The following is a 21,956-nucleotide window of genomic DNA, read 5'->3' as shown; positions in this document are numbered from 1 at the left end:
TCACGGCCGCCCGCGCCCGCACGGCCACGACGCGGATCGACACGACCTAGGCGGGCGAGACCACCCTGTGCCAGGGGGCTCGGGTCACCTGGCGCAGGAGTCTTCTCCTGCGCCAGCCCGTGACCCGGTCCGCATAGACGCGGCCCTCCAGGTGATCGCACTCGTGTTGCAAGCATCTGGCAAAGAATCCCGTGCCGTGGACCGTGACCGGCTCGCCCGTCATGGTCAGGCCCTCGACCACGGCGTGGTCGTGGCGTTCCGTCCCCGCCTCCAGGCCCGGCAGGGACAGGCAGCCCTCGGGGCCGCGCAGGACGATGCCGTCCGCCTCCACCAGCCGCGGGTTCACGACATGGCCCAGGTGACGCACGTCCTCGTCGTCGGGGCAGTCGTAGACGAAGACGCGCAGGGGCACGCCCACCTGGTTGGCGGCCAGACCCACGCCCTGGGCCGCGTACATCGTGGCGAACATGTCCTCGACGAGCCGGGCGAGTTCGGGGCCGAAGTCGGTGACCTCCTCGCAGGGTTCCCCCAGGACCGGATCGCCGAGGAGACTGAGGGGTCTGACGCGCCCGCGCGCGCCCGGGATGGAGCCGTGTCGCATGGCGGCAAGGGTACGGTCCTTTCTGACACGCGCATGCCTACGGGCGTGAGGTGGTGCCGCGATTCGGGAGTGTGAATGGATCTCGATAGGCTGACCACCTACCACGGTGCCGTCAGGCCATAGGCGCGGCGCGTACGCAAGGAGGATCGAGAACTGATGGCAGGCAACTCGGACCCGCTCACGCCGCGGGCCAAGCTGGCCGTGACCGCCGGCAAGGCGGTCGCTGCGGCATCCCGCGCAGCCGGACGCGGCAGCGGTTCGGTGATCGGTGGCCGGGTGGCGCTGAAACTCGACCCCGACCTGCTCGCCCGGCTCGCCCAGAACCTGGACGTCGTCCTGGTCTCGGCGACCAACGGGAAGACGACGACGACCCGGCTGATCGCCGAGGCGCTGCGGGCCGCGGGCCCGGTCGTCTCCAACGCGCTCGGCGCCAACATGCCGGCAGGCATCACCTCGGCGCTCGCCGGCGGTTCGGAGTCCAAGTACGGCGTCATCGAGGTCGACGAGAAGTACCTCGCGGGCGTGGCCCGGGACACCGACCCCAAGTGCATCGCCCTGCTCAACCTCTCCCGCGACCAGCTCGACCGCGCCGCCGAGACGCGGATGATGGCGGAGAACTGGCGAGAGGGGCTGGCCGGCTCCAAGGCGGTCGTCGTCGCCAACGCCGACGACCCGCTCGTCGTGTGGGCCGCGTCCTCCTCCCCCAACGTGGTGTGGGTCGCCGCCGGGCAGATGTGGAAGGACGACGCCTGGTCGTGCCCGTCCTGCGGTGGCGTCATGCAGCGGCCCGGTGACGACTGGTTCTGCGGTGAGTGCGGATTCCGGCGTCCCCAGCCGAGCTGGGCGCTCTCCGGCGACCACGTCATCGATCCGCACGGGTCCGCCTGGCCCATCCATCTGCAGCTGCCCGGTCGCGCCAACAAGGCCAACGCCGCCTCCTCGGCCGCCGTCGCCGCCGTGTTCGGGGTGCCGCCGCAGGTCGCGCTGGAGCGCATGTACCAGGTGCAGGCCGTCGCCGGGCGCTACGACGTCGTCCAGTTCCAGGGCCGTGACCTGCGGCTGCTGCTGGCGAAGAACCCGGCGGGCTGGCTCGAGACGTTCAGCCTGATCGACCCCCCGCCGACCCCGGTGATCCTCTCGGTGAACGCGCGCGGAGCCGACGGCACCGACACCTCGTGGCTGTGGGACGTCGACTACACGCGGCTGACCGGCCACCCGATCTTCGTCATCGGTGACCGCAAACTGGACCTCGCGGTCCGGCTGGAGGTGGCGAACCAGCACTTCCAGGTGTGCGACACCGTCGACCAGGCCGTGCAGATGTGCCCGCCCGGCCGGATCGAGGTCATCGCGAACTACACCGCGTTCCAGGACCTGCGCCGCCGCGTCGGCAACTGACCACGAAGGACGACCAGTTCATGAGCGACAACCAGCTGCGGATCGTCTGGGTCTACCCGGACCTGCTCAGCACCTACGGCGACCAGGGCAACGTCCTGGTCGTGGAGCGCCGGGCGCGGCAGCGCGGCCTCGACGTGGCCCGCCTCGACGTGCGCAGCGATCAGCCCATCCCGACCTCCGGCGACATCTACCTCATCGGCGGCGGCGAGGACCGGCCCCAGCGGCTCGCGGCGGAGCGGCTGCGCCGTGACGCGCATCTGTACCAGGCGGTGCAGAACGGCGCGATCGTGTTCGCGGTCTGCGCCGGCTACCAGATCCTCGGCCATGAGTTCGTCAACGACCTCGGGCAGCGCGAGCCGGGCCTCGGCCTGCTCGACGTCACCACGGTGCGCGGCGAGGGCGAGCGGTGCGTCGGTGACGTCCTCGCGGACATCGACCCGCGGCTCGGTCTGCCGCCGCTGACCGGCTTCGAGAACCACCAGGGCATCACCCACCTGGGCCCGACCGCCCGCCCCTTCGCCCGGGTCCAGCTCGGCAAGGGCAACGGCACCGGCGACGGCACCGAGGGCGCGTACAACGACACCGTGTTCGGCACGTACATGCACGGGCCGGTGCTCGCCCGCAACCCGCTCATCGCGGACCTGCTGCTGAAGCTGGCGCTCGACGTGAACGCGCTCCCGCCGATCGACGACCGCTGGTACGAGGCCCTGCGCAACGAGCGCATCGCGGCCGCGCAGCAGCCCGCGTGAGCACAGGGGTCCGCCGGCCCGCGTGAGTTACCCGTTCACCTGCTTTTCAGAGCACCGTCAGCAGCCCGTCTGACCGTGCGTCCGCACAGGTGAGCGGGCACGTCCAGCAGGCGGACGCATGCTTCGGCCCCGCCCCCTCCTGCCGCTAGGGTGGCGGGGATCGAGCCGGACAATGCGGTCCGGAACCGGCCCACGTGGAGAAGGTTGTTTCGGGCTATGCGCATTGGTGTCCTCACGTCCGGCGGCGACTGCCCCGGCCTGAACGCCGTCATCCGGTCCGTCGTGCACCGTGCCGTCGCCGACCACGGCGACGAGGTCATCGGCTTCCGGGACGGCTGGAAGGGCCTCCTGGAGTGCGACTACCTCAAGCTCGACCTCGACGCGGTGAGCGGCATCCTCGCCCGCGGCGGCACCATCCTCGGCTCCTCCCGGGTCCAGCCCTCGCATCTGCGCGACGGCGTGGAGCGGGCGAAGGGCCATGTCCAGGAGCTCGGCCTCGACGCGATCATCCCGATCGGCGGTGAGGGCACCCTCAAGGCGGCGCGGCTGATGTCCGACGCCGGGCTGCCCATCGTCGGTGTGCCGAAGACCATCGACAACGACATCGCCGTCACCGACGTCACCTTCGGTTTCGACACGGCGGTCGGGGTGGCCACCGAGGCCCTCGACCGGCTGAAGACCACGGCCGAGTCCCACCAGCGGGTCCTGGTCGTCGAGGTCATGGGACGGCACACCGGCTGGATAGCGCTGCAGTCCGGCATGGCGGCCGGCGCCCACGCCATCGTCGTACCGGAACGCCCCTTCGACATCGAGGAACTGGCCCGCCGGGTCGGCGAGCGGTTCGAGGCGGGGAAGCGGTTCGCGATCGTGGTCGCGGCGGAGGGGGCCAAGCCGAAGCCCGGCACCATGGCCTTCGACGAGGGCGGCAAGGACATCTACGGGCACGAGCGGTTCGCCGGGATCGCGCGGCAGCTGTCCGTCGAACTGGAGGAGCGGCTCGGGAAGGAAGCGCGGCCGGTCATCCTCGGGCATGTGCAGCGGGGCGGCACGCCGACCGCGTACGACCGGGTGCTGGCGACCCGGTTCGGCTGGCACGCGGTGGAGGCCGTGCACCGGGGCGAGTTCGGCAACATGACGGCTCTTCGGGGGACCGACATCGTGATGGTGCCGCTGGCCGAGGCGGTCGAGACCCTCAAGACCGTCCCGGCGGAGCGGTACGCAGAGGCCGAGTGCGTCCTGTAGAAGCGCCACGGACTCCAGCGGCCCCCGGTGACAGCAGTCGCCGGGGGCCGCTCTAGTCTTGGGGCGGTAAAACGCACATCCCCCCACGAATCAGGAGCCGGCGGAATGGATCACAGCGGGCACGGCATGACCATGGATCTGCCGCCGTTCACGCTGGGGCGGGGTCTTCAGTGGTCGGCGGACCCGTTCTTTCTCGTCGCCTGCCTCGCGGGGCTGGCGCTGTACGCCTGGGGGGTCGTACGGCTGCGGCGGCGCGGGGACGCGTGGCCGGCCGGGCGGACGGTGTCGTACGTCGTCGGTGTGCTCACCGTCATGCTGGTGATGTGCACCGGGCTGAACGACTACGGCATGGTGATGTTCAGCGTGCACATGGTGCAGCACATGGTCATCAGCATGCTGTCGCCGATCCTGATCCTGCTCGGCGCTCCCGTCACGCTGGCGCTGCGCGCGCTGCCCACGGCCGGCGCGGGCCGCAAGGGGCCGCGTGAACTGCTGCTGATGCTGCTGCACAGCCGGTACATGCGGATCATCACCCACCCGGCGTTCACCATTCCGATGTTCATCGCGTCCCTGTACGCCCTGTACTTCACGCCCCTCTTCGACTTCCTGATGGGCTCCAGGACCGGGCACATCGCGATGATGGTGCACTTCTTCGCGGTCGGCGTGGTGTTCTTCTGGCCGATCATCGGGGTGGACCCCGGCCCCCACCGGCCCGGCTACCTCATGCGGATGCTGGAGCTGTTCGCCGGGATGCCGTTCCACGCGTTCTTCGGCATCGCGCTGATGATGGGGACGACGCCGATGGTGGAGACGTTCAGGAACCCGCCCGCCTCCCTCGGCATCGACGCGCTCTCCGACCAGAACGCGGCCGGCGGCATCGCCTGGGCCTTCAGCGAGATCCCGTCGGTGCTGGTGCTGATCGCGCTGCTGTTCCAGTGGTACGGCTCCGAGCAGCGGCAGGCCAAGCGCAAGGACCGGGCCGCCGACCGGGACGGCGACAAGGAGCTGGAGGCGTACAACGCCTATCTCGCCTCGCTCGACGCGCGCGGCCGCTGAGCCGAACCCGGCGCGCCGGCGGACGAGCCGGGGCACCATGGTGGTGGACACGCCCAGCGGAGGGCGGCCCTGAGGAGGGTGTCGCGATGGCAGGTTCCACGGACAGTTCCACGAAGACCATGGGGGTGCTCACCGTCGGCGGACTGGTCGCGGTGACCGCCTACACGGTGGCGCTCGGCAGCAACGGCTGGCTGTGGTTCGGCTGGGTGGTCCTCGGGCTGATCACCCTCGCGATGATCATGACGAAGACCGGCTGATCACCCGGGGGCGAGGCGGGCCGCCGAGTGGACGCCCGGCTGGTACTTCGGGAGCCGGGCGGTGACCTTCATGCCCGCTCCCACGGCCGTCTCGATGACGAGGCCGTAGTCGTCGCCGTACACCTGGCGCAGCCGGTCGTCGACGTTGGACAGCCCGATGCCGCCGGAAGGGCTGACCTCGCCGGCCAGGATGCGGCGCAGCAGGACCGGGTCCATGCCGGCGCCGTCGTCCTCGATGACGACGAGGGCCTCGGCACCCGTGTCCTGCGCGGTGATCTGTATATGGCATTTGTCCGCCTTGCCCTCCAGGCCGTGCTTGACGGCGTTCTCCACGAGGGGCTGGAGGCACAGGAAGGGCAGGGTGACGGGGAGGACCTCCGGGGCGATCTGGAGGGTGACGGCGAGGCGGTCGCCGAAGCGGGCCCGGACCAGCGCCAGGTAGTGGTCGATGGCGTGGAGCTCGTCGGCGAGGGTGGTGAAGTCGCCGTGCCGGCGGAACGAGTAGCGGGTGAAGTCGGCGAACTCCAGAAGCAGCTCACGGGCGCGTTCGGGGTCGGTGCGGACGAAGGACGCGATGACCGCGAGCGAGTTGAAGACGAAGTGGGGGGAGATCTGGGCGCGCAACGCCTTGATCTCCGCCTCGATCAGCTTCGTACGGGACTGGTCGAGGTCCGCGAGCTCCAGCTGGACGCTCACCCAGCGGGCCACCTCCCCCGCCGCCCGGACGAGCACGGCGGACTCACGGGGCGCGCAGGCGACCAGGGCGCCGTGGACCCGGTCGTCGACGGTGAGCGGGGCGACCACGGCCCAGCGGACCGGGCAGTCGGCGTGCTCGCAGCTGAGCCGGAAGGCCTCGCCGCGGCCGCGCTCCAGGGGGTCGGCCAGCCGTTCCATGATCTCGCCGCGGTGGTGCGCGCCCACGCCGTCCCAGACCAGTACCTCCTTCTGGTCGGTGAGGCAGAGCGCGTCCGTGCCGAGCAGGGTGCGCAGTCCGCGGGCGGACTTGCGGGCCGTCTCCTCGGTGAGGCCGGCCCGGAGCGGGGGCGCGGCCAGGGACGCCGTGTGCAGGGTCTGGAAGGTGGCGTGCTCGACGGGGGTGCCGAGGCCGCCCAGGTTCCCGGGGCGCGCGGTGCGGCGGCCCAGCCAGAAGCCGACGGCGAGGAAGGGGAGGATCGCCATGCACAGGCCCGCCAGGAATCCGCTCATGCCCTCGCCTCCGGCGCTCTGAGTTCCTCGGCGCGCAGTTCCTCCGGCAGGTGGAAGCGCGCCAGGATCGCCGCCGTGCCGGCCGGGACCCGGCCCGGTGTGGCCAGCGAGACCAGGATCATCGTCAGGAAGCCCAGGGGTACGGACCACAGCGCCGGCCAGGCGAGCAGGGCGTGCAGCCGGCCCGTACCCGGCAGGCCCGCCATGGTCGCGGCCACCGCCACGAACGCCGACCCGCCGCCCACCACCATCCCGGCCACCGCTCCGGGCGGGGTCAGCCGGCGCCACCAGATGCCGAGGACGAGCAGCGGGCAGAAGGAGGACGCCGACACGGCGAACGCGAGGCCGACCGCGTCGGCCACCGGCAGCCCGCCCACCAGCAGGCTGGCCGCCAGCGGCACGACCATGGCGAGGCCGGTGCCCAGCCGGAAGTGACGGACGCCGCGGGTCGGCAGGACGTCCTGGGTGAGGACGCCCGCGACGGCCATGGTGAGCCCGGACGCCGTGGACAGGAACGCGGCGAAGGCGCCCCCGGCCACCAGTGCGCCGAGCAGGTCGCCGCCGAGTCCGCCGATCATCCGGTCGGGCAGCAGCAGGACGGCGGCGTCGGCGTCGCCGGTGAGGGCGAGCTCGGGGGTGTACAGGCGGCCCAGGGCGCCGTAGACGGGCGGCAGGAGGTAGAAGGCGCCGACCAGGGCGAGGACGGCGACCGTGGTGCGGCGGGCGGCGACGCCGTGCGGGCTGGTGTAGAAGCGGACGACGACGTGCGGCAGGCCCATCGTGCCGAGGAAGGTGGCGAGGATCAGGCCGTAGGTGGCGTACAACGGGCGTTCCTCGCGGCTGGCGGCCAGGGAGGTGGACATGCCGCCGCTGCCGCCGCGTCCGGCGGTGGGGACCGCGGTGCCCCGGGCGAAGGTGAGGCGGGTGCCCCGCTCGATGCGGTGGGTGCCGGCGGGCAGGCGCAGGACGGCGCCGGCGTGCGGGCGGCCGTCGACCGTGCCGTCCACCGTCACGGTCAGGGGGCGGTCGAGCTTCAGGTCGAGGGTGTCGTCGACGCGGACCGTGCGCTGCTCGCGGAAGGCGGCCGGTTCCTCGAAGGCGCTCCGGGGCGCTCCGTCGCCCTGCCAGGCGAGCACCAGGAAGAGCGCGGGGACGAGCAGGGCGGTGAGCTTGAGCCAGTACTGGAAAGCCTGCACGAAGGTGATGCTGCGCATGCCGCCCGCGGCCACGGTCGCGGTGACCACGACCGCGACGATCAGCCCGCCGAGGGAGTCCGGCGCCCCCGTGAGGACCGTCAGCGTCAGCCCGGCGCCCTGGAGCTGGGGAAGGAGGTACAGCCAGCCGACACCGACGACGAGGGCGCCCGCGAGCCGTCGCACCGCGGGGGAGGCGAGGCGGGCCTCGGCGAAGTCGGGGAGGGTGTAGGCGCCGGAGCGGCGCAGCGGGGCGGCGACGAACAGCAGCAGGACGAGGTATCCGGCCGTGTAGCCGACCGGGTACCAGAGCATGTCGGGGCCCTGCACCAGGACCAGGCCGGCGATGCCGAGGAAGGAGGCGGCGGAGAGGTACTCGCCGCTGATGGCGGCCGCGTTCAGACGGGGGCCGACGGTGCGGGAGGCGACGTAGAAGTCGGAGGTCGTCCGGGAGATGCGCAGGCCGAAGGCGCCGACCAGGACGGTCGCGACCACCACCAGGGCGACGGCGGGTACGGCGTACGTCGAGTTCACCGGCCTGCCCTACCGGTCCTCGACCAGCCGCACGAAGTCCCGTTCGTTGCGTTCGGCGCGGCGGACGTACCAGCGGGCCAGCAGGACGAGCGGGAGGTAGAGGCAGAAGCCGAGGACCGCCCACTCCAGGCGGTGCGCGTCGGGGATCGCCGCGAACAGCAGCGGCAGCGGGCCGACCAGCAGGACCAGCACGGCGAACACGGCGAGCGCGGCCCGCAGCTGGGAGCGCATGAGCGAGCGGACGTAGGTGTGGCCGAGGGTGGTCTGCTCGTCGATCTCGGTGCGCGGGCGGTAGTAGCCGGAGGCGTGGGGGTACCGTCCGCGCGAGCGGAGCCGGGCGTGGGGGACGGTGCGGCGGGGCGGGCCGGTGACGACGACACGCCGCTCGGCGGGGTCCTGGCCGGGCACGTCAGGGCCTCCTCATCAGCAGGTCCCGCAGCTCGCGGGCGTGCCGGCGGCTGACCTGCAGTTCCTCGCCGCCGACCAGGACACTCACCGTGCCGGCGTCCAGACGGAGTTCTCCTATGTGGCGCAGGGCGACGAGATGGCGGCGGTGGATGCGGACGAAGCCGCGGGCGCGCCAGCGCTCCTCCAGGGTGGAGAGGGGGATGCGGACGAGGTGGCTGCCGCGGTCGGTGTGCAGGCGGGCGTAGTCGCCGCGGGCCTCGACATGGGTGATGTCGTCGACGGCGACGAAACGGGTCACGCCGCCGAGCTCGACGGGTATGTGGTCGGGGTCGGGCTCGTGGACGGGGATGCGGGGCGCGGTGCCGCGCAGTTCGGCGGCGCGGCGGACGGCCTCGGCGAGGCGTTCCTTGCGGACGGGCTTGAGGACGTAGTCGACGGCCTTGAGGTCGAAGGCCTGGACGGCGAAGTCCTCGTGGGCGGTGACGAACACGACCAGCGGCGGCCGGGCGAAGCCGGTGAGGAGGCGGGCGAGGTCGAGGCCGTCGAGACCGGGCATCTGGATGTCGAGGAAGACGACGTCGATGGCCTCCGGGCCGTCGGGGCCGGACTCCAGGGCCCGGTTGATGCGGCGCAGCGCCTCGGTCGCGTCGCCGGCGCCCTCCACGCTGCCGACGCGGGGATCGGCGTTCAGCAGGTACAGCAGTTCCTCGAGCGAGGGGCGTTCGTCGTCGACGGCGAGGGCGCGCAGCATGAACGTGGAGTGTAGGGGCGATCGGCACGGCTGGACATGTGCCGGGTGTGGACGTATCCGCTGGATACAGTGCCCGCATGAACAGCGGCACTGCCCCTTTCGACGAGCTGGACCGGAAGATCGTCACCGCTCTGATGGCGAACGCCAGGAGCAGCTTCGCGGAGATCGGATCGGCGATCGGCCTGTCGGCGACGGCGGTCAAGCGCCGGGTGGACCGGCTGCGGGACACCGGGGTCATCACCGGGTTCACGGCCACGGTGAAGCCGTCGGCGCTGGGCTGGCGCACGGAGGCGTACGTGGAGGTGTACTGCGAGGGGGCCGCTCCCCCGCGCCGGCTCGCGGAGGTGGTGCGCAACCATCCGGAGATCACGGCCGCGATGACCGTGACGGGCGGGGCGGACGCGCTGCTGCACGTGCGGGCGCGGGACGTGGAGCACTTCGAGGAGGTGCTGGAGCGGATCCGGGTCGAGCCGTTCATCCGGAAGACGATCAGTGTGATGGTGCTGTCGCATCTGCTGCCGGAGAGTCCGGAGGCGGGAGCCACCGTCGCGGCTCCGGATGACGCAGCGAACCTGCGCTGAGCAGGCACAGCACGCAGCGATCGTGCGTGGCCACGCAGCGTTCCCGCCTTGTAGCACTCCGCTGTCGCTTCTTACCTTGGTGTCATCCCTTCGGCACCGTAGGAAAAGCGGAGGAACCCCTCTGTGCGCGAGAGTGTGACCGGCGGCCGTGTGCCGCGCGCCCGGCGCTTCCTGGTCTGTGAACCCAGACATTTCGCCGTGCAGTACGCGATCAACCCCTGGATGCATCCCGACACCCCCGTCGACGTCGACCTCGCCCAGGAGCAGTGGCGGTCGCTGATCGACGCCTACCGCTCCCACGGCCACACGGTCGACACCGTGGATCCGGCGCCCGGTCTGCCGGACATGGTCTTCGCCGCGAACTCCGCGGTCGTCGTGGCGGGCCGGGTCTTCGGCTCCCTCTTCCACGCGCCCGAACGGCGCCAGGAGTCGGTGCACTACGACACCTGGTTCAAGACCGCCGGCTACGACGTGTACCGCCCGGAGAACGTCTGCGAGGGCGAGGGCGACCTGGTGTGGACCGGCCGGTACGTGCTGGCCGGGACGGGCTTCCGGACCACCCGGGAGGCGCACCGCGAGGTGCAGGAGTTCTTCGGCCACCCGGTGATCAGCCTGACCCTGGTGGACCCGCACTTCTACCACCTGGACACCGCCCTGTTCGTGCTCGACGACGAGAACATCGCCTACTACCCGGAGGCGTTCTCGCCGGGCAGCCGGGAGGTGCTCGCCCGGCTGTACCCGGACGCGGTGCTCGCCACCCGCGACGACGCGATGGCGTTCGGCCTGAACTCCGTCTCCGACGGCCGCCACGTCTTCATCGCCCCCCGGGCCGAGGCCCTCGCCGCCGGGCTGACCGAGCGCGGCTACGTCCCCGTCCCCGTCGACCTGTCCGAGTTCCAGAAGGCCGGCGGTGGCATCAAGTGCTGCACCCAGGAGATCCGCTCATGACCGCACCCGTCGTTCCCGCGCGTTCGTCCGAGACCGCCCCCGCGCGTTCCTCCGGCGAGCTGATCCGCGCCGAGGAGCCGGTCCTCGCGCACAACTACCACCCGCTGCCCGTGGTCGTCGCGCGTGCCGAGGGCACCTGGGTGGAGGACGTCGAGGGCCGCCGCTATCTCGACATGCTGGCCGGCTACTCGGCCCTCAACTTCGGCCACCGCCATCCCCTGCTGATCGAGGCGGCGCACCGCCAGCTCGACCGGCTCACCCTCACCTCGCGTGCCTTCCACAACGACCGCCTCGCCGAATTCGCCGAGCGGCTCGCGGAGTTGACCGGCCTGGACATGGTGCTGCCGATGAACACCGGCGCGGAGGCGGTGGAGAGCGGCATCAAGGTGGCCCGCAAGTGGGCCTACGAGGTGAAGGGCGTCCCGGCCGACCGGGCGACGATCGTGGTGGCGGCGGAGAACTTCCACGGCCGTACGACGACGATCGTGAGCTTCTCGACGGACGAGACGGCCCGCACCGGCTTCGGTCCCTTCACCCCGGGCTTCCGGATCGTCCCGTACAACGACCTGGCGGCGCTGGAGGCGGCGGTCGACGAGACCACGGCCGCGGTGCTGATCGAGCCCATCCAGGGCGAGGCCGGGGTGATCATCCCCGACGAGGGCTATCTGGCCGGTGTGCGGGAGCTGACCCGCCGGGCGAACTGCCTGTTCATCGCGGACGAGATCCAGTCCGGCCTGGGCCGGACCGGCCGGACGCTGGCCGTGGAGCACGAGGGGGTCGTCCCCGACGTGCTGCTGCTCGGCAAGGCGCTCGGCGGCGGGATCGTGCCGGTGTCGGCCGTGGTGGCGCGGCGCGAGGTGCTGTCCGTGCTGCGGCCGGGCGAGCACGGGTCGACGTTCGGCGGGAACCCGCTGGCGGCGGCGGTCGGCACGGCGGTGGTGGGACTGCTGGAGACGGGTGAGTTCCAGCAGCGGGCGGCGGATCTGGGCGGCGTCCTCAGGGACGGTCTGACCGGCCTGGTCGGCAGGGGGGTCGTCGGCTTCCGGGCCCGGGGCCTGTGGGCGGGCGTGGACATCGACCCGGCCCTCGGCACCGGCCGCGAGGTCAGCGAGCGCCTCATGCGGGAGGGCGTCCTGGTCAAGGACACCCATGGTGCGACCATCCGGCTGGCGCCGCCGCTGACGATCACCGGTGAGGAACTGGGCTCGGCGCTGGAAGCGTTGGAGAGGGCGCTGACCAAGGGGGCCTGAGCGGGCGGGGTGCCCGCCGGGACCCGAGAGGCGCCTCCCCGGGCGGGGACGCCTCTCGGGTCCCGGGTGGCCCGGTCGGTGCCGGGCGGGCAGGGTGAAGATTGAGGCACGAGGTGGTAGACCACTCTCAGCGACAGAGAGGTCGACCGTGGGCACACACGACGAGGACGGCGTTGCCCGCCGGCGGTTCGACGTGGCGGACGCCGCGCCCCTGCTGCTCGACGGGCGGGGCGTCGTGACGAGTTGGACCAGGGACGCCGAGCGGCTGCTGGGCTACCCGTCGCCGGAAGCGGTGGGCAAGGACCTGGCCGGCCTGCTGACCGACGCGGACGCCGGCCGGGTGCCGGACATCCTGGAGCGGTGCCGTCGCGACGGCGGCTGGAGCGGGCTGCTGTCCGCCCGGCGCGGGGACGGCCGGCCGGTCCCGGTCATGGCCCGGTTCACCTCGGCGGACGAGCCCGGCACCCCGTCCCGCTGGCTGGTGCTGCTGAACGAGATGGGCGACGCCCCCGGCTGGACGATGAGCCGCTTCGTCCTGGAGCAGATGGTGACCGGCTCCCCGGTCGGCATCGCGATCGTCGACACCGATCTGCGGTTCGTGTGGTCCAACGAAGCCCTGGCCAGGTTCGGCGGGGGCCGGCCCGGGGACCGGCTGGGGCTGCGGTTCGCGGACGTGCAGCCGGGCCTGGACGCGGAGGCGGCCGAGGCGCAGATGCGGAGGGTGCTCGAGAGCGGCGAGACCGTCGTCGGCTACGAGCACGTCGGGCACCTACGGGCCGCCCCGCACCGCGAGACCGCGCACATGCTGTCGTTCACCCGGCTCGAGGACGAGCACGGCAACGCGATGGGCGTCTATTACACGGTCGTGGACATCACCGACCGCCACCGCGCCCGGCAGCGGCTCGCCCTGCTGGACCGGGCCGGCCGGCGCATCGGCAGCAGCCTGGACATCGCCCGCACCGCTCAGGAACTGGCCGACGTGGCGGTCCCCGGATTCGCCGACGCGGTCGCCGTGGACCTGCTGGAGCCGGTGCTGCGCGGCGCGGAACCCGCCCCGGGCCTGACGACGGCGGGCCCCGGCGACTCCGTACCGCTGCGCCGGGCCGGGCTCCGGATCGCCGGAACCCCCCGCCCCGGCGGGCCCGCGACCGACACGCCTGACGGCTCACCGCCCGCCCCCACCCCGACCGGGCCGGCCACCGGCACGGACCACACGTCCCCCACCGCCACCCGGCCGGACGCCCCGACGGCAGCCGAGACCGCCACCGACACCGCCGAGAGCCCCGCGGCCAACCGGCCGGGCGCCCCCGCGGCGACCGAAGCCGAGCGTACGGAGAACGCCGTCGGGAGGGCCGACGCCGACCGACCGGGCGCCCGTGCGGCGGCCGGAGGCGTGGGCGCGGCCGACACCGTCGGGAGGGCCGACGCCGCGGGCCGGCCGGGCGCCCCGCCCTCGGCCGGGGCTGCCACCGGCACCGCCCCGAGGCCCACCCCCAACCGGCCGGCCGCCACCGACGCGCGTACCACCACCGAAGTCACCGACCGGGCCGACACCCCCGCGACGGCCGGACGCGAGGCCGACGCCGCCGGCCGGCCGGGCGCGGGCGGCACCGACGCCCCCGAGAACACCGACCCCACCGACCCCCACAGCACCGCCGAAGGCACCGACCGAGCCGACGCCCCCGCGACGGCCGGACGCGAGGCCGACGCCGCCGGCCGGCCGGGCCCCGCCCCGGACGCGGGCGGCGCCGACGCCCACACGGATGCCGACCCCGCCGACCGCCACCACGGCACCGAACGGGCCGACGCCCCCGCGGCTGCCGGAGGCGAGGGCTCTGCGGCGGTCGGGGGCGGGGCGGAGGACGGCGGGGCGGTCCGGTATCCGGCCGGTTCACCTCCTGTCCGCTGTCTCCTCACCGGGCAGCCCTGGCGGGCCGAGCGGCTCGACGCGTCGGCCGGGGAGTGGCTGCGCGACATGGAGGCGAAGCCGGAGGCGGCCTCGCCGTCCGATCCGGTCGACGTGCTGATCGTGCCGGTGCGGGCGCGGGGGGCCACGCTGGGTGTCACGACCTTCCTGCGGCGCCGTCGGCGGGAGCCGTTCGACGCCGACGACGTGGCGCTCGCCGAGGACCTCGTCTCGCGGGCGGCCGTCTGCGTGGACAACGCCCGCCGCTACACCCGGGAACGGGACGCGGCCCTGGTGCTGCAGCGCAGTCTGCTCCCCCAGCGGCTGCCCGAGCAGGACGCGGTCGAGGTGGCCGCCTGCTACCGGCCGGCCGACGAGCTGACCGGTCTCGGCGGCGACTGGTACGACCTGATCCCGCTGTCGGCGGCACGGGTGGCCCTGGTGGTGGGCGAGGTGCCCGGGCACGGCATCGACGCCGCGGCGGCCATGGGGCGCGTACGGACCGCCGTACGCACGCTCGCCGCCCTGGACCTGCCGCCCGAGGAGGTCCTCGCCCATCTCGACGATCTGGTCGCCCGTACGTCCCGTGAGGAGGGGCGGGAGGCGAGCACCCAGGCGCAGGGGGCGGGGTGCGTGTACGTCGTCTACGACCCGGTGGACGGCCGGTGTGCGATGGCCGCCGCCGGGCATCCCGCGCCGGCGGTCGTCCTGCCCGACGGGACGATCACGTTCGTGGACCTGCCGCAGGGGCCCCCGCTCGGCGCGGGCGGGCCGCCGTTCGAGTCGGTGGAGACGGTCCTGCCGGAGGGCAGCACCCTGGCGCTGCACACCGACGGTCTGCTCGCGCAGGGCGAGGAGTGGGCGCTGGACGCCGACCGCACCCGGCTGCGGCAGGCCCTGGAGCGGCGGGCGGACACCCTGGACCTGCGCTGCCAGGCCGTGATCGACGCGCTCGTGCCGGCCCGCCCGTTCGACGACGTGGCCCTGCTGATGGCCCGGACGCGCCGGCTGTCCGCGGACCGGGTCGCCGAATGGGAGCTGCCCGCCGACCCGGCGGCCGTCTCCGAGGCCCGCAAGACGGCGAGCCGCCGGCTGACCGAGTGGGGGCTCGCGGAGCTGTCGTTCACCACCGAGCTGGTGGTCAGCGAGCTGGTCACCAACGCCATCCGCTACGCCACCGGCCCCATCCGGCTCCGGCTGATCCGTGAGCGCACCCTGGTCTGCGAGGTCTTCGACGGCGGGGCCACCGCGCCCCATCTGCGTCATCCGCGCACCACGGACGAGGGCGGCCGGGGCCTGCTGCTGGTCTCCCAGGTGACCCAGCGCTGGGGCACCCGCTTCCTCCCCGAAGGGAAGATCATCTGGGCCGAGCAGTCCGTCACGGATCCCGGCGGGTGACACACAAGGCCCCCCACGTCGCATCACGTGCGAAAATTGCCCAAACCGGTGGATGTGAAGCGGGACCGGCGGATGGGGCGCGAGCCATGAACGACACGGCGATCGACTACGCGGCGGTGTTCCAGGCCCTGCCCGGCATGGTGGCGCTGCTGACGCCAGGGCTCGTCTACGCGGACGCCAACGAGGAGTTCCTGCGCGTCGCCGGGCGAAGACGCGAGCAGGTGATCGGCCGGCATCTCTTCGACGTCTTCCCGGACAACCCCAACGACCCGGGCGCGAGCGGTGTCCGCAATCTGCAGTCCTCGCTGGAGCGGGTGCTGGCCACCGGCGAGCGGGACGCGATGGCCCTGCAACGCTACGACGTCGAGGACGCCGAACGGCCCGGGGAGTGGGACGAGCGGTACTGGAGCCCGGTCAACGCGCCGGTGTTCGGCCCGGACGGTTCCGTGGTGCTCCTCGTGCACCGCGTCGAGGAGGTCACCGAACTGATCCGGGCCCGCGGCTCCCGGAACGTGGGGCGCCCGGGGAGCCGGACCCGCGTGCTGGAGGCCGAGCTGTACACGCGCGCCCGTGAACTGCAGGAGCTCAACGAGCGGCTGCGCCTGGCGCACGCCCGGGAGCGGGAGGTGGCCCTCGCCCTGCAGGAGGCGATGCTCCCGGCCCGCCCCCAGGTGGCCGACCATCACGCGGCGGTGCGCTACCGCCCGGCGGTCGGCTCGCTGAACGTCTGCGGCGACTGGTACGACCTCGTCGACCTGGTCGGCGGCAACCGTATCGGCGTGTCGGTCGGCGACGTCGTGGGGCACGGCCTGGAGGCGGCCGGGGTCATGGGCCAGCTGCGCAGCGCGCTCACCGCGGCCTCCCGGGTCGCCGACGGGCCGGCCGAGGCCCTCGACGTCCTCGGACGGTACGCCCACGTGGTGGAGGGCGCCGAGTCGGCGACCGCGGTCACCACGTTCATCGACTTCGACCGCCGCACCATCACCTACAGCAGCGCCGGCCATCCCCCGCCCGCGCTCGTCCACCCGGACGGCCGGGTGGAATTCCTCGACCGGGCCACCGACGCGCCCCTCGACGCCAGCCCCGACCCGGGGCCCCGGCCGCAGGCGCGCACGGTCTACGACCAGGGCGCCACCCTCGTGCTCTACACGGACGGCCTGGTGGAGCGGCGGCACGAGGACATCGACACCGGCCTGGGCCGTCTCGCCGAGGCCCTCAGCCTGCACCGGGAGGCCGACCCGGAGACCCTCGCCGACTCCGTCCTGCTGGAACTGCTGCCGCATGGCGGCGCGACCGACGACACGGCCCTGGTGGTCGTACGGCTGTGAGCGCGACGGCGGGTCGTGGACGGCGACGGCCGTGCGGCATGGGCCGTTCGGCACGGTACCGGCGGCCCCCGCGTGCCCCTACACTGGCTGCCCACATCATGCCGGTTGACCTGCTGGAACACGGTGGCGGTGCCGAGCCGCCGGGCTGAGGAGCGATCCTTCTTGTTCTACTACCTTCTGAAGTACGTGGTGTTGGGGCCGCTTCTGCGCCTGCTCTTCCGTCCCCGAATAGAAGGTCTGCAGCACGTCCCGGAGTCGGGACCGGCCATCATCGCGGGCAACCACCTGTCGTTCTCGGACCACTTCCTGATGCCCGCAGTCCTCAAACGGCGCATCACGTTCCTGGCCAAGGCCGAGTACTTCACGGGTCCCGGCATCAAGGGCCGGCTCACGGCGGCCTTCTTCCGCAGCGCCGGGCAGATCCCGGTGGACCGTTCCGGCAAGGAGGCCGGTCAGGCCGCCATCCGCGAGGGCCTGGGCGTACTGGCCAAGGAGGAGTTGCTCGGCATCTATCCGGAGGGCACCCGCTCGCACGACGGCCGCCTGTACAAGGGCAAGGTGGGCGTCGCGGTGATGGCCCTGAAGGCCGGGGTGCCGGTGATCCCCTGCGCGATGATCGGCACCTTCGAGGCGCAGCCGCCCGGCAAGGTCATCCCCACCCTCCACCCGGTGGTCATCCGCTTCGGCGAGCCTCTCGACTTCGCCCGCTACGCGGGCATGGAGAACGAGAAGGCGGTCCTGCGCGCCATCACGGACGAGATCATGTATGCGATTCTGACGCTGTCCGAGCAGGAGTACGTCGACCGGTACGCGGCGGTCGTGAAGGCGGAGGAGGCCGCGGCGGCCGAGAAGCAGCGCAGGTTCCCGCGTCTGCCGCTCCGCTGACGTCGGGTCAGCATGCCGAAGGGCGGCCGGATCACTCCGGCCGCCCTTCGCCGTTCGGGCGTCACCGGGACGCCCTACGGGTGGTGCCTGCGGTGGTGCCTACGGCTTCGGCGTGGCGTGCGGGGCGCAGGTCACGTCCTTGCCGTCCAGCTTGCCGGTGAGGAGGTAGGCGTCCACCCGGGTGTTGATGCAGGAGTTGGAGAGGCTCGTCACACCGTGGGAGCCGGCGTCCTTCTCGGTGATCAGGCGGGAGCCCTTGAACCGCTGGTGCAGTTCGACGGCGCCGTCGTACGGGGTGGCCGCGTCACGCGTGGACTGCACGATCAGCACGCCCGGCAGGCCCTTGTGGGTCTTGACCTCCACCGGAGTCTGCTGCTTCACCGGCCAGAAGGCACAGGGCAGGTTCATCCAGGCGTTGGCCCAGGTCATGAACGGGTAGTCCTTGTTGAGCCGCGTGTTGTCGCGGTTCCACTTGCTCCAGCTCGTGGGCCACTTGGCGTCGGTGCACTCCACGGCCGTGTAGACGGCGTTGCCGTTCTCCGAGGCGATGTTGCCGGCGGTGTCGGTGAGGTCCGGGGCGGCCGCGTCGACGAGCGCCTGGGTGTCACCGGCGACGTACTTGCTGAAGACCGTGGCGACCGGGATCCACGACGAGTCGTAGTACGGGGCGCTCTGGAAGAAGGAGATCAGCTCGGCCGGGCCGACGAGGCCGCCGATGGGGTTCTTCTTCGCGGTGGCGCGCAGCTCCAGCCACTTGGCCTGGACGGCGGCGCGGGTGGTGCCGAGGTGGAAGGTGGCGTCGTTGGCGGCGACCCAGTCCTCCCAGTCCTTCCAGCGGCCCTCGAAGGCGACGTCCTGGTCGAGGTTGGCCTCGTACCAGATCTTCTCCCGCGAGGGGTTGACCACGCTGTCGACGACCATCCGGCGGACGTGGCCCGGGAAGAGGGTGCCGTAGACGGCGCCGATGTAGGTGCCGTAGGAGACGCCCAGGTAGTTGAGCTTCTTCTCGCCGAGCGCGGCCCGGACGACGTCCAGGTCACGCACGGTGTTGGGCGTGGTCATGTACGGCAGCATCTCGGCGCTGCGCTCGTAGCAGCCCTCCGCGTACGTGCGGGCCAGCTTGATCTGGGCGAGCTTGTCGGCCTCGCTGTCCGGGACCGGGTCGGCCTTGGGTGCCTTGACGAACTCCTGCGGGTCGGCGCAGGAGATGGGCGCGGAGTGGCCGACGCCGCGCGGGTCGAAGCCCACGAAGTCGTAGGCCTTCGCGGCGTTGGCCCAGATGGCGTTCTTGGTGGTGACCCGGCGCGGGAAGCGCATCCCGGAGCCGCCGGGGCCGCCCGGGTTGTAGACGAGGGCGCCCTGGCGCTCCTCCTTCGTGCCGGTGTTGCCGATGCGGTCCACGGCGATCTTGATCTGCTTGCCGTTGGGCCGGGCGTAGTCGAGCGGCACGCTGACCCAGCCGCACTGGATCGGCTTCTCCAGGCCCCAGTCGGCCGGACAGTCCTGCCAGTCGATACCGGCCTTGGCCGCGCGCTCCGCGGCGATGGCCGCGCCCCGCTGCTCCCTGTCCTGCCCCGAACGGCCGCTGGTCGCGCTCGCGGTCGGCGCCGCGATGGCACCGGCCATCAGCGTGGCGGCGACCAGCGCTCCGGCCGAACCGAGCGCAGCGGTCCTTCTGTTCGGACGTATGTCCCTCAAGTGGGCTTCTCCCCTACCTTGTTCTGACGGTACGGCGGTACGGCGATACACGGCGGTAGAGGGATCCTTGCGGCTGTGAGGCACCTGAGAACAGGTTTGGTTGACCTTCTTTGCCAATCCGATAACCGGAGAGGAACGTACCGCTCACCGGTTGTCGAACAGACCCAGGGCTTCGTCCAGTGTCCGCCGCAGCCGCAGCCCGTCCGGTGCGACGGCGGTCACCAGGGCCGCGGGGCCCGCGAGGGGCATGACGCAGGCGTACCCGTCGAGCACCTGCGCGGCCGCCGGCTTGTCCTCGAACTCCGGCCGAGCGACGACGAGTTGCCCCACCGCCCGATGTCCCGCGAGCACGGCGGGCCCGTCCCAGCCGCCGGGGGCGCCGGGCCCGCAGCCCAGCTCCTGATCGAGGACGACCCGGTCCGCCACCCGGAGGACCAGCCGGCTGCTCAGCCTCCCCGGCTCCTCCCCCACCCGCCCGAGAACCTGTTCCTCGCGCAGCACGAGGCGGGCGCCGGGGGCGAGGTCGACCCGGGTGCCGACGTGCAGGTCGCTCCCGCGTGCGGAGATCAACGGCTCGGGCAGCCAGTGGAGTTCACCGCCGTCGGCGACGGTGAGCCGTACGTCGTAGCGGGCGGCGTCCTTGATCTGCCCCGGCAGGGCGATGGTGGCGGCGGCGGAGCCGACGGACAGCCGGGCCCCGCTCCCGACCTCCGCCTCGACACCGAAGCGGTCCCCGCCCAGGGGTCCGCTCATGGCCCCCACGAGCATGACGCGCGCCTCGCCGCCGGTGCTCCGGGTGCGCCGCAGCGCGAGCGGACCGTCGCTCTCCAGGACGGGCAGGGAGGTCCCGCCGCGCCCGTCCGCCGTCGCCCGGATCCGGGCGACGGCGTGCACACCGCTCATGTCACGCCGTCCAGCCGGCGAGCTGCGCCCGCACCCAGGCCGCGACGTCCGCGACCCCGGCCTCGCTCCTCAACGACTGGAACACGACGGGCAGTTCGGCCCGCTGCGCCTTGGCGTCGGCAGCCATCCTGGCGAGGTCGGACCCCACGTACGGAGCGAGGTCGGTCTTGTTGACGACCAGCAGGTCGGCGGTGGTGACCCCGGGCCCGCCCTTGCGCGGGATGTCGTCCCCGCCCGCCACGTCGATCACGAAGATCTGCGCGTCGACGAGCCCCTTGGAGAAGGTGGCGGTGAGGTTGTCCCCACCGGACTCGACGAGCACGAGGTCGAGCGGCCCGACCACGTCCTCCAGGTCCTCCACCGCCTCGAGATTGGCGGAGATGTCGTCCCGGATGGCGGTGTGCGGGCAGGCCCCGGTCTCCACCGCGGTGATCCGCTCCGGCGGCAACACGGCCTCCCGCAGGAGGAATTCGGCGTCCTCGCGGGTGTAGATGTCGTTGGTCACCACCGCGAGCGACAACTCGTCGCGCAGCACCCGGCAGAGCGCCGCCACGGTGGCAGTCTTCCCGGACCCCACGGGCCCCCCGAGCCCGATCCGCAAGGCCCGCCGCCCCCCGTCCCCACGACGAACGTCGGCACTGACCGCGGCGGGTCCCTGATGAGAGTGATCGAGATGCATGGGGCGGCTCCGGTGGGGAGGAGAGGGGGCGGGCGGAGGTTCGTCAGACGGTTGAGGGCGGGTGTGGGGTTGAGGAACTGGGTGATGCCCCCGGGAGGGCGAGGGGCGAAGCCCCGGGAGGGCGAGGGGCGAAGCCCCGGGAGGAGCGAGGGGCGAAGCCCCGGGAGGAGCGGGGACGCAGCCCTTGCGGGGTGCAGGGGGCGCAGCCCCCGCCGGGGCCCGGGGCGGAGCCCCGGAGACGGGACCTCCCAGCCCACCGAGCCGGGCGGGTGGGTGGGCAAGACCCCCGGGGTCCAGGGGCAGAGCCCCTACGAGGCGAACAGACGTACCGGCCACGCCGCATGCGCCTCCGCCCCGATCTCCAGCAACGGCGCCGACGCCGCCGGCAGCACGTCGACACCGGCCGACCGCACCGCCGCCCCCGCCGACACCGCCCGGTCGACCACCCGGTCCAGCTCCGGCGCCAGCCGCGCCAGTACCGCCGTAGCCTCGAAGGGGTCGAGGCTGAGCAACCGCACCACGGCGGTGGCCGGCCCGCTCACGCTCTCGTAGACCGCGCAGTACGCCGCGTCCTCGGGCCCCAGCCCGGCCGCCCGCGCCGCCAGCCCGAGCACCACCGGCTGGTGCGCCCCTTTCGGGAACTCCCGTGCCAGCGCGTCCAGTTCGGCGCTCGGCCAGGTCGCGCGAGCGGCCCTCATCAGTTGGCGCCCCAGTTTCCGCGCGGCCAGCCGCAGCGCCGGCGACGGCGTGCGGGCGTCCGCCGCCGCGTCGAGCTCCGCCGGGTCGGCCCCGGCGGCCGCCGCCGCGGCGAGCCCCGCCGCCACCAGCCCCGCCGTGTGCAGCCGCCCCCGACAGAAGGCCTCCAGGCTCGTCGCCCCGGTGATCCGCCCCGCCCTGACGGCTTCCTCCGCTCCGCCGGAGTGCGCGTGCCCTCCGGCGGGGAAGCGTCCGTCGGCGAGGACCAGCAGTGCCGCCCTGCCCATCACGA

The 21,956-nt window shown here is 72.9% G+C and carries 20 protein-coding genes; 11 read left to right on the top strand and 9 right to left on the bottom strand.

Annotated features, from left to right (window positions below):
- Positions 1 to 46 precede the first annotated feature (46 nt).
- Entirely contained in the window at positions 47 to 601 is a 555-nt protein-coding gene (gene def / locus ACFY2L_RS23605) for a peptide deformylase (protein ID WP_390823281.1), read from the bottom strand.
- A 156-nt stretch (positions 602 to 757) separates the two neighbouring features.
- Between def and ACFY2L_RS23600 the strand changes: the two genes are divergently transcribed.
- The 5 genes from ACFY2L_RS23600 to ACFY2L_RS23580 all read left to right on the top strand — a co-directional run bounded on the left by ACFY2L_RS23600 (position 758) and on the right by ACFY2L_RS23580 (position 5,300).
- Positions 758 to 1,996 (top strand): MurT ligase domain-containing protein, encoded by a 1,239-nt coding sequence (locus ACFY2L_RS23600; protein ID WP_390657310.1) that lies wholly within the window; start codon positions 758 to 760, stop codon positions 1,994 to 1,996.
- A gap of 20 nt (positions 1,997 to 2,016) precedes the next feature.
- Complete coding sequence (locus ACFY2L_RS23595) at positions 2,017 to 2,745, top strand: type 1 glutamine amidotransferase (protein ID WP_390657309.1); 729 nt, start codon at positions 2,017 to 2,019, stop codon at positions 2,743 to 2,745.
- A 216-nt stretch (positions 2,746 to 2,961) separates the two neighbouring features.
- Positions 2,962 to 3,987 (top strand): 6-phosphofructokinase, encoded by a 1,026-nt coding sequence (locus ACFY2L_RS23590; RefSeq protein WP_390657308.1) that lies wholly within the window; start codon positions 2,962 to 2,964, stop codon positions 3,985 to 3,987.
- A 105-nt stretch (positions 3,988 to 4,092) separates the two neighbouring features.
- A complete protein-coding gene (locus ACFY2L_RS23585) occupies positions 4,093 to 5,043 on the top strand; it encodes a cytochrome c oxidase assembly protein (protein ID WP_390657307.1) in 951 nt (316 codons plus the stop codon).
- 86 nt (positions 5,044 to 5,129) lie between these two features.
- Entirely contained in the window at positions 5,130 to 5,300 is a 171-nt protein-coding gene (locus ACFY2L_RS23580) for a hypothetical protein (protein WP_390657306.1), read from the top strand.
- On the opposite strand, the gene ACFY2L_RS23575 is transcribed toward ACFY2L_RS23580, so the two are convergent.
- From ACFY2L_RS23575 to ACFY2L_RS23560, 4 genes are read right to left on the bottom strand one after another with little or no spacing between them, the layout of a single operon-like run.
- Positions 5,301 to 6,506: a sensor histidine kinase gene (locus ACFY2L_RS23575; RefSeq protein WP_390657305.1), complete on the bottom strand. Its 1,206-nt coding sequence runs from the start codon at positions 6,504 to 6,506 to the stop codon at positions 5,301 to 5,303. It abuts the gene before it with no gap.
- Positions 6,503 to 8,233: a cation acetate symporter gene (locus ACFY2L_RS23570; RefSeq protein ID WP_390657304.1), complete on the bottom strand. Its 1,731-nt coding sequence runs from the start codon at positions 8,231 to 8,233 to the stop codon at positions 6,503 to 6,505. The genes ACFY2L_RS23575 and ACFY2L_RS23570 overlap by 4 nt, the downstream gene beginning before the upstream one ends.
- 9 nt (positions 8,234 to 8,242) lie before the next feature.
- The gene (locus ACFY2L_RS23565) at positions 8,243 to 8,641 is read right to left on the bottom strand and encodes a hypothetical protein (RefSeq protein ID WP_390657303.1); all 399 of its coding nucleotides are present in this window, start codon (positions 8,639 to 8,641) and stop codon (positions 8,243 to 8,245) included.
- Position 8,642: 1 nt separating this feature from the next.
- Complete coding sequence (locus tag ACFY2L_RS23560; protein ID WP_390657302.1) at positions 8,643 to 9,392, bottom strand: LytR/AlgR family response regulator transcription factor; 750 nt, start codon at positions 9,390 to 9,392, stop codon at positions 8,643 to 8,645.
- A 77-nt stretch (positions 9,393 to 9,469) separates the two neighbouring features.
- Here ACFY2L_RS23560 and ACFY2L_RS23555 point away from each other — a divergent pair, with 77 nt between their 5' ends.
- From ACFY2L_RS23555 to ACFY2L_RS23530, 6 genes are all read left to right on the top strand, one after another.
- Positions 9,470 to 9,973 (top strand): Lrp/AsnC family transcriptional regulator, encoded by a 504-nt coding sequence (locus ACFY2L_RS23555; RefSeq protein WP_390657301.1) that lies wholly within the window; start codon positions 9,470 to 9,472, stop codon positions 9,971 to 9,973.
- A gap of 135 nt (positions 9,974 to 10,108) precedes the next feature.
- A complete protein-coding gene (gene ddaH, locus ACFY2L_RS23550) occupies positions 10,109 to 10,921 on the top strand; it encodes a dimethylargininase (RefSeq protein ID WP_390657882.1) in 813 nt (270 codons plus the stop codon).
- The gene (rocD, locus tag ACFY2L_RS23545; protein WP_390823280.1) at positions 10,918 to 12,171 is read left to right on the top strand and encodes an ornithine--oxo-acid transaminase; all 1,254 of its coding nucleotides are present in this window, start codon (positions 10,918 to 10,920) and stop codon (positions 12,169 to 12,171) included. Before ddaH ends, rocD begins: the two co-directional genes overlap by 4 nt.
- Positions 12,172 to 12,319: 148 nt before the next feature.
- On the top strand, positions 12,320 to 15,475 hold the full coding sequence (locus ACFY2L_RS23540) for a SpoIIE family protein phosphatase (protein WP_390823279.1): 3,156 nt from the start codon (positions 12,320 to 12,322) through the stop codon (positions 15,473 to 15,475).
- Positions 15,476 to 15,561: 86 nt separating this feature from the next.
- Positions 15,562 to 16,803 (top strand): PP2C family protein-serine/threonine phosphatase, encoded by a 1,242-nt coding sequence (locus ACFY2L_RS23535; protein ID WP_390657298.1) that lies wholly within the window; start codon positions 15,562 to 15,564, stop codon positions 16,801 to 16,803.
- Between the two features lie 162 nt (positions 16,804 to 16,965).
- Positions 16,966 to 17,688: a lysophospholipid acyltransferase family protein gene (locus ACFY2L_RS23530; RefSeq protein ID WP_390657297.1), complete on the top strand. Its 723-nt coding sequence runs from the start codon at positions 16,966 to 16,968 to the stop codon at positions 17,686 to 17,688.
- 99 nt (positions 17,689 to 17,787) lie between these two features.
- Here ACFY2L_RS23530 and ACFY2L_RS23525 read toward each other — a convergent pair whose 3' ends face one another.
- The 4 genes from ACFY2L_RS23525 to ACFY2L_RS23510 all read right to left on the bottom strand — a co-directional run bounded on the left by ACFY2L_RS23525 (position 17,788) and on the right by ACFY2L_RS23510 (position 21,951).
- A complete protein-coding gene (locus ACFY2L_RS23525) occupies positions 17,788 to 19,386 on the bottom strand; it encodes an alpha/beta hydrolase (RefSeq protein WP_390823278.1) in 1,599 nt (532 codons plus the stop codon).
- Between the two features lie 144 nt (positions 19,387 to 19,530).
- The gene (locus tag ACFY2L_RS23520) at positions 19,531 to 20,289 is read right to left on the bottom strand and encodes an urease accessory protein UreD (RefSeq protein ID WP_390823277.1); all 759 of its coding nucleotides are present in this window, start codon (positions 20,287 to 20,289) and stop codon (positions 19,531 to 19,533) included.
- A gap of 1 nt (position 20,290) precedes the next feature.
- On the bottom strand, positions 20,291 to 20,968 hold the full coding sequence (ureG, locus tag ACFY2L_RS23515) for an urease accessory protein UreG (RefSeq protein WP_390823276.1): 678 nt from the start codon (positions 20,966 to 20,968) through the stop codon (positions 20,291 to 20,293).
- A gap of 308 nt (positions 20,969 to 21,276) precedes the next feature.
- Positions 21,277 to 21,951: an urease accessory protein UreF gene (locus ACFY2L_RS23510; RefSeq protein WP_390657293.1), complete on the bottom strand. Its 675-nt coding sequence runs from the start codon at positions 21,949 to 21,951 to the stop codon at positions 21,277 to 21,279.
- Between the last annotated feature and the right edge of the window lie 5 nt (positions 21,952 to 21,956).

It is taken from the genome of Streptomyces sp. NPDC001381 (assembly GCF_042895685.1).
GTDB lineage: Bacteria > Actinomycetota > Actinomycetes > Streptomycetales > Streptomycetaceae > Streptomyces.
The sequence above is the reverse complement of the archived record's forward strand: the minus strand, read 5'-3'. Positions and strand labels throughout refer to the sequence as shown.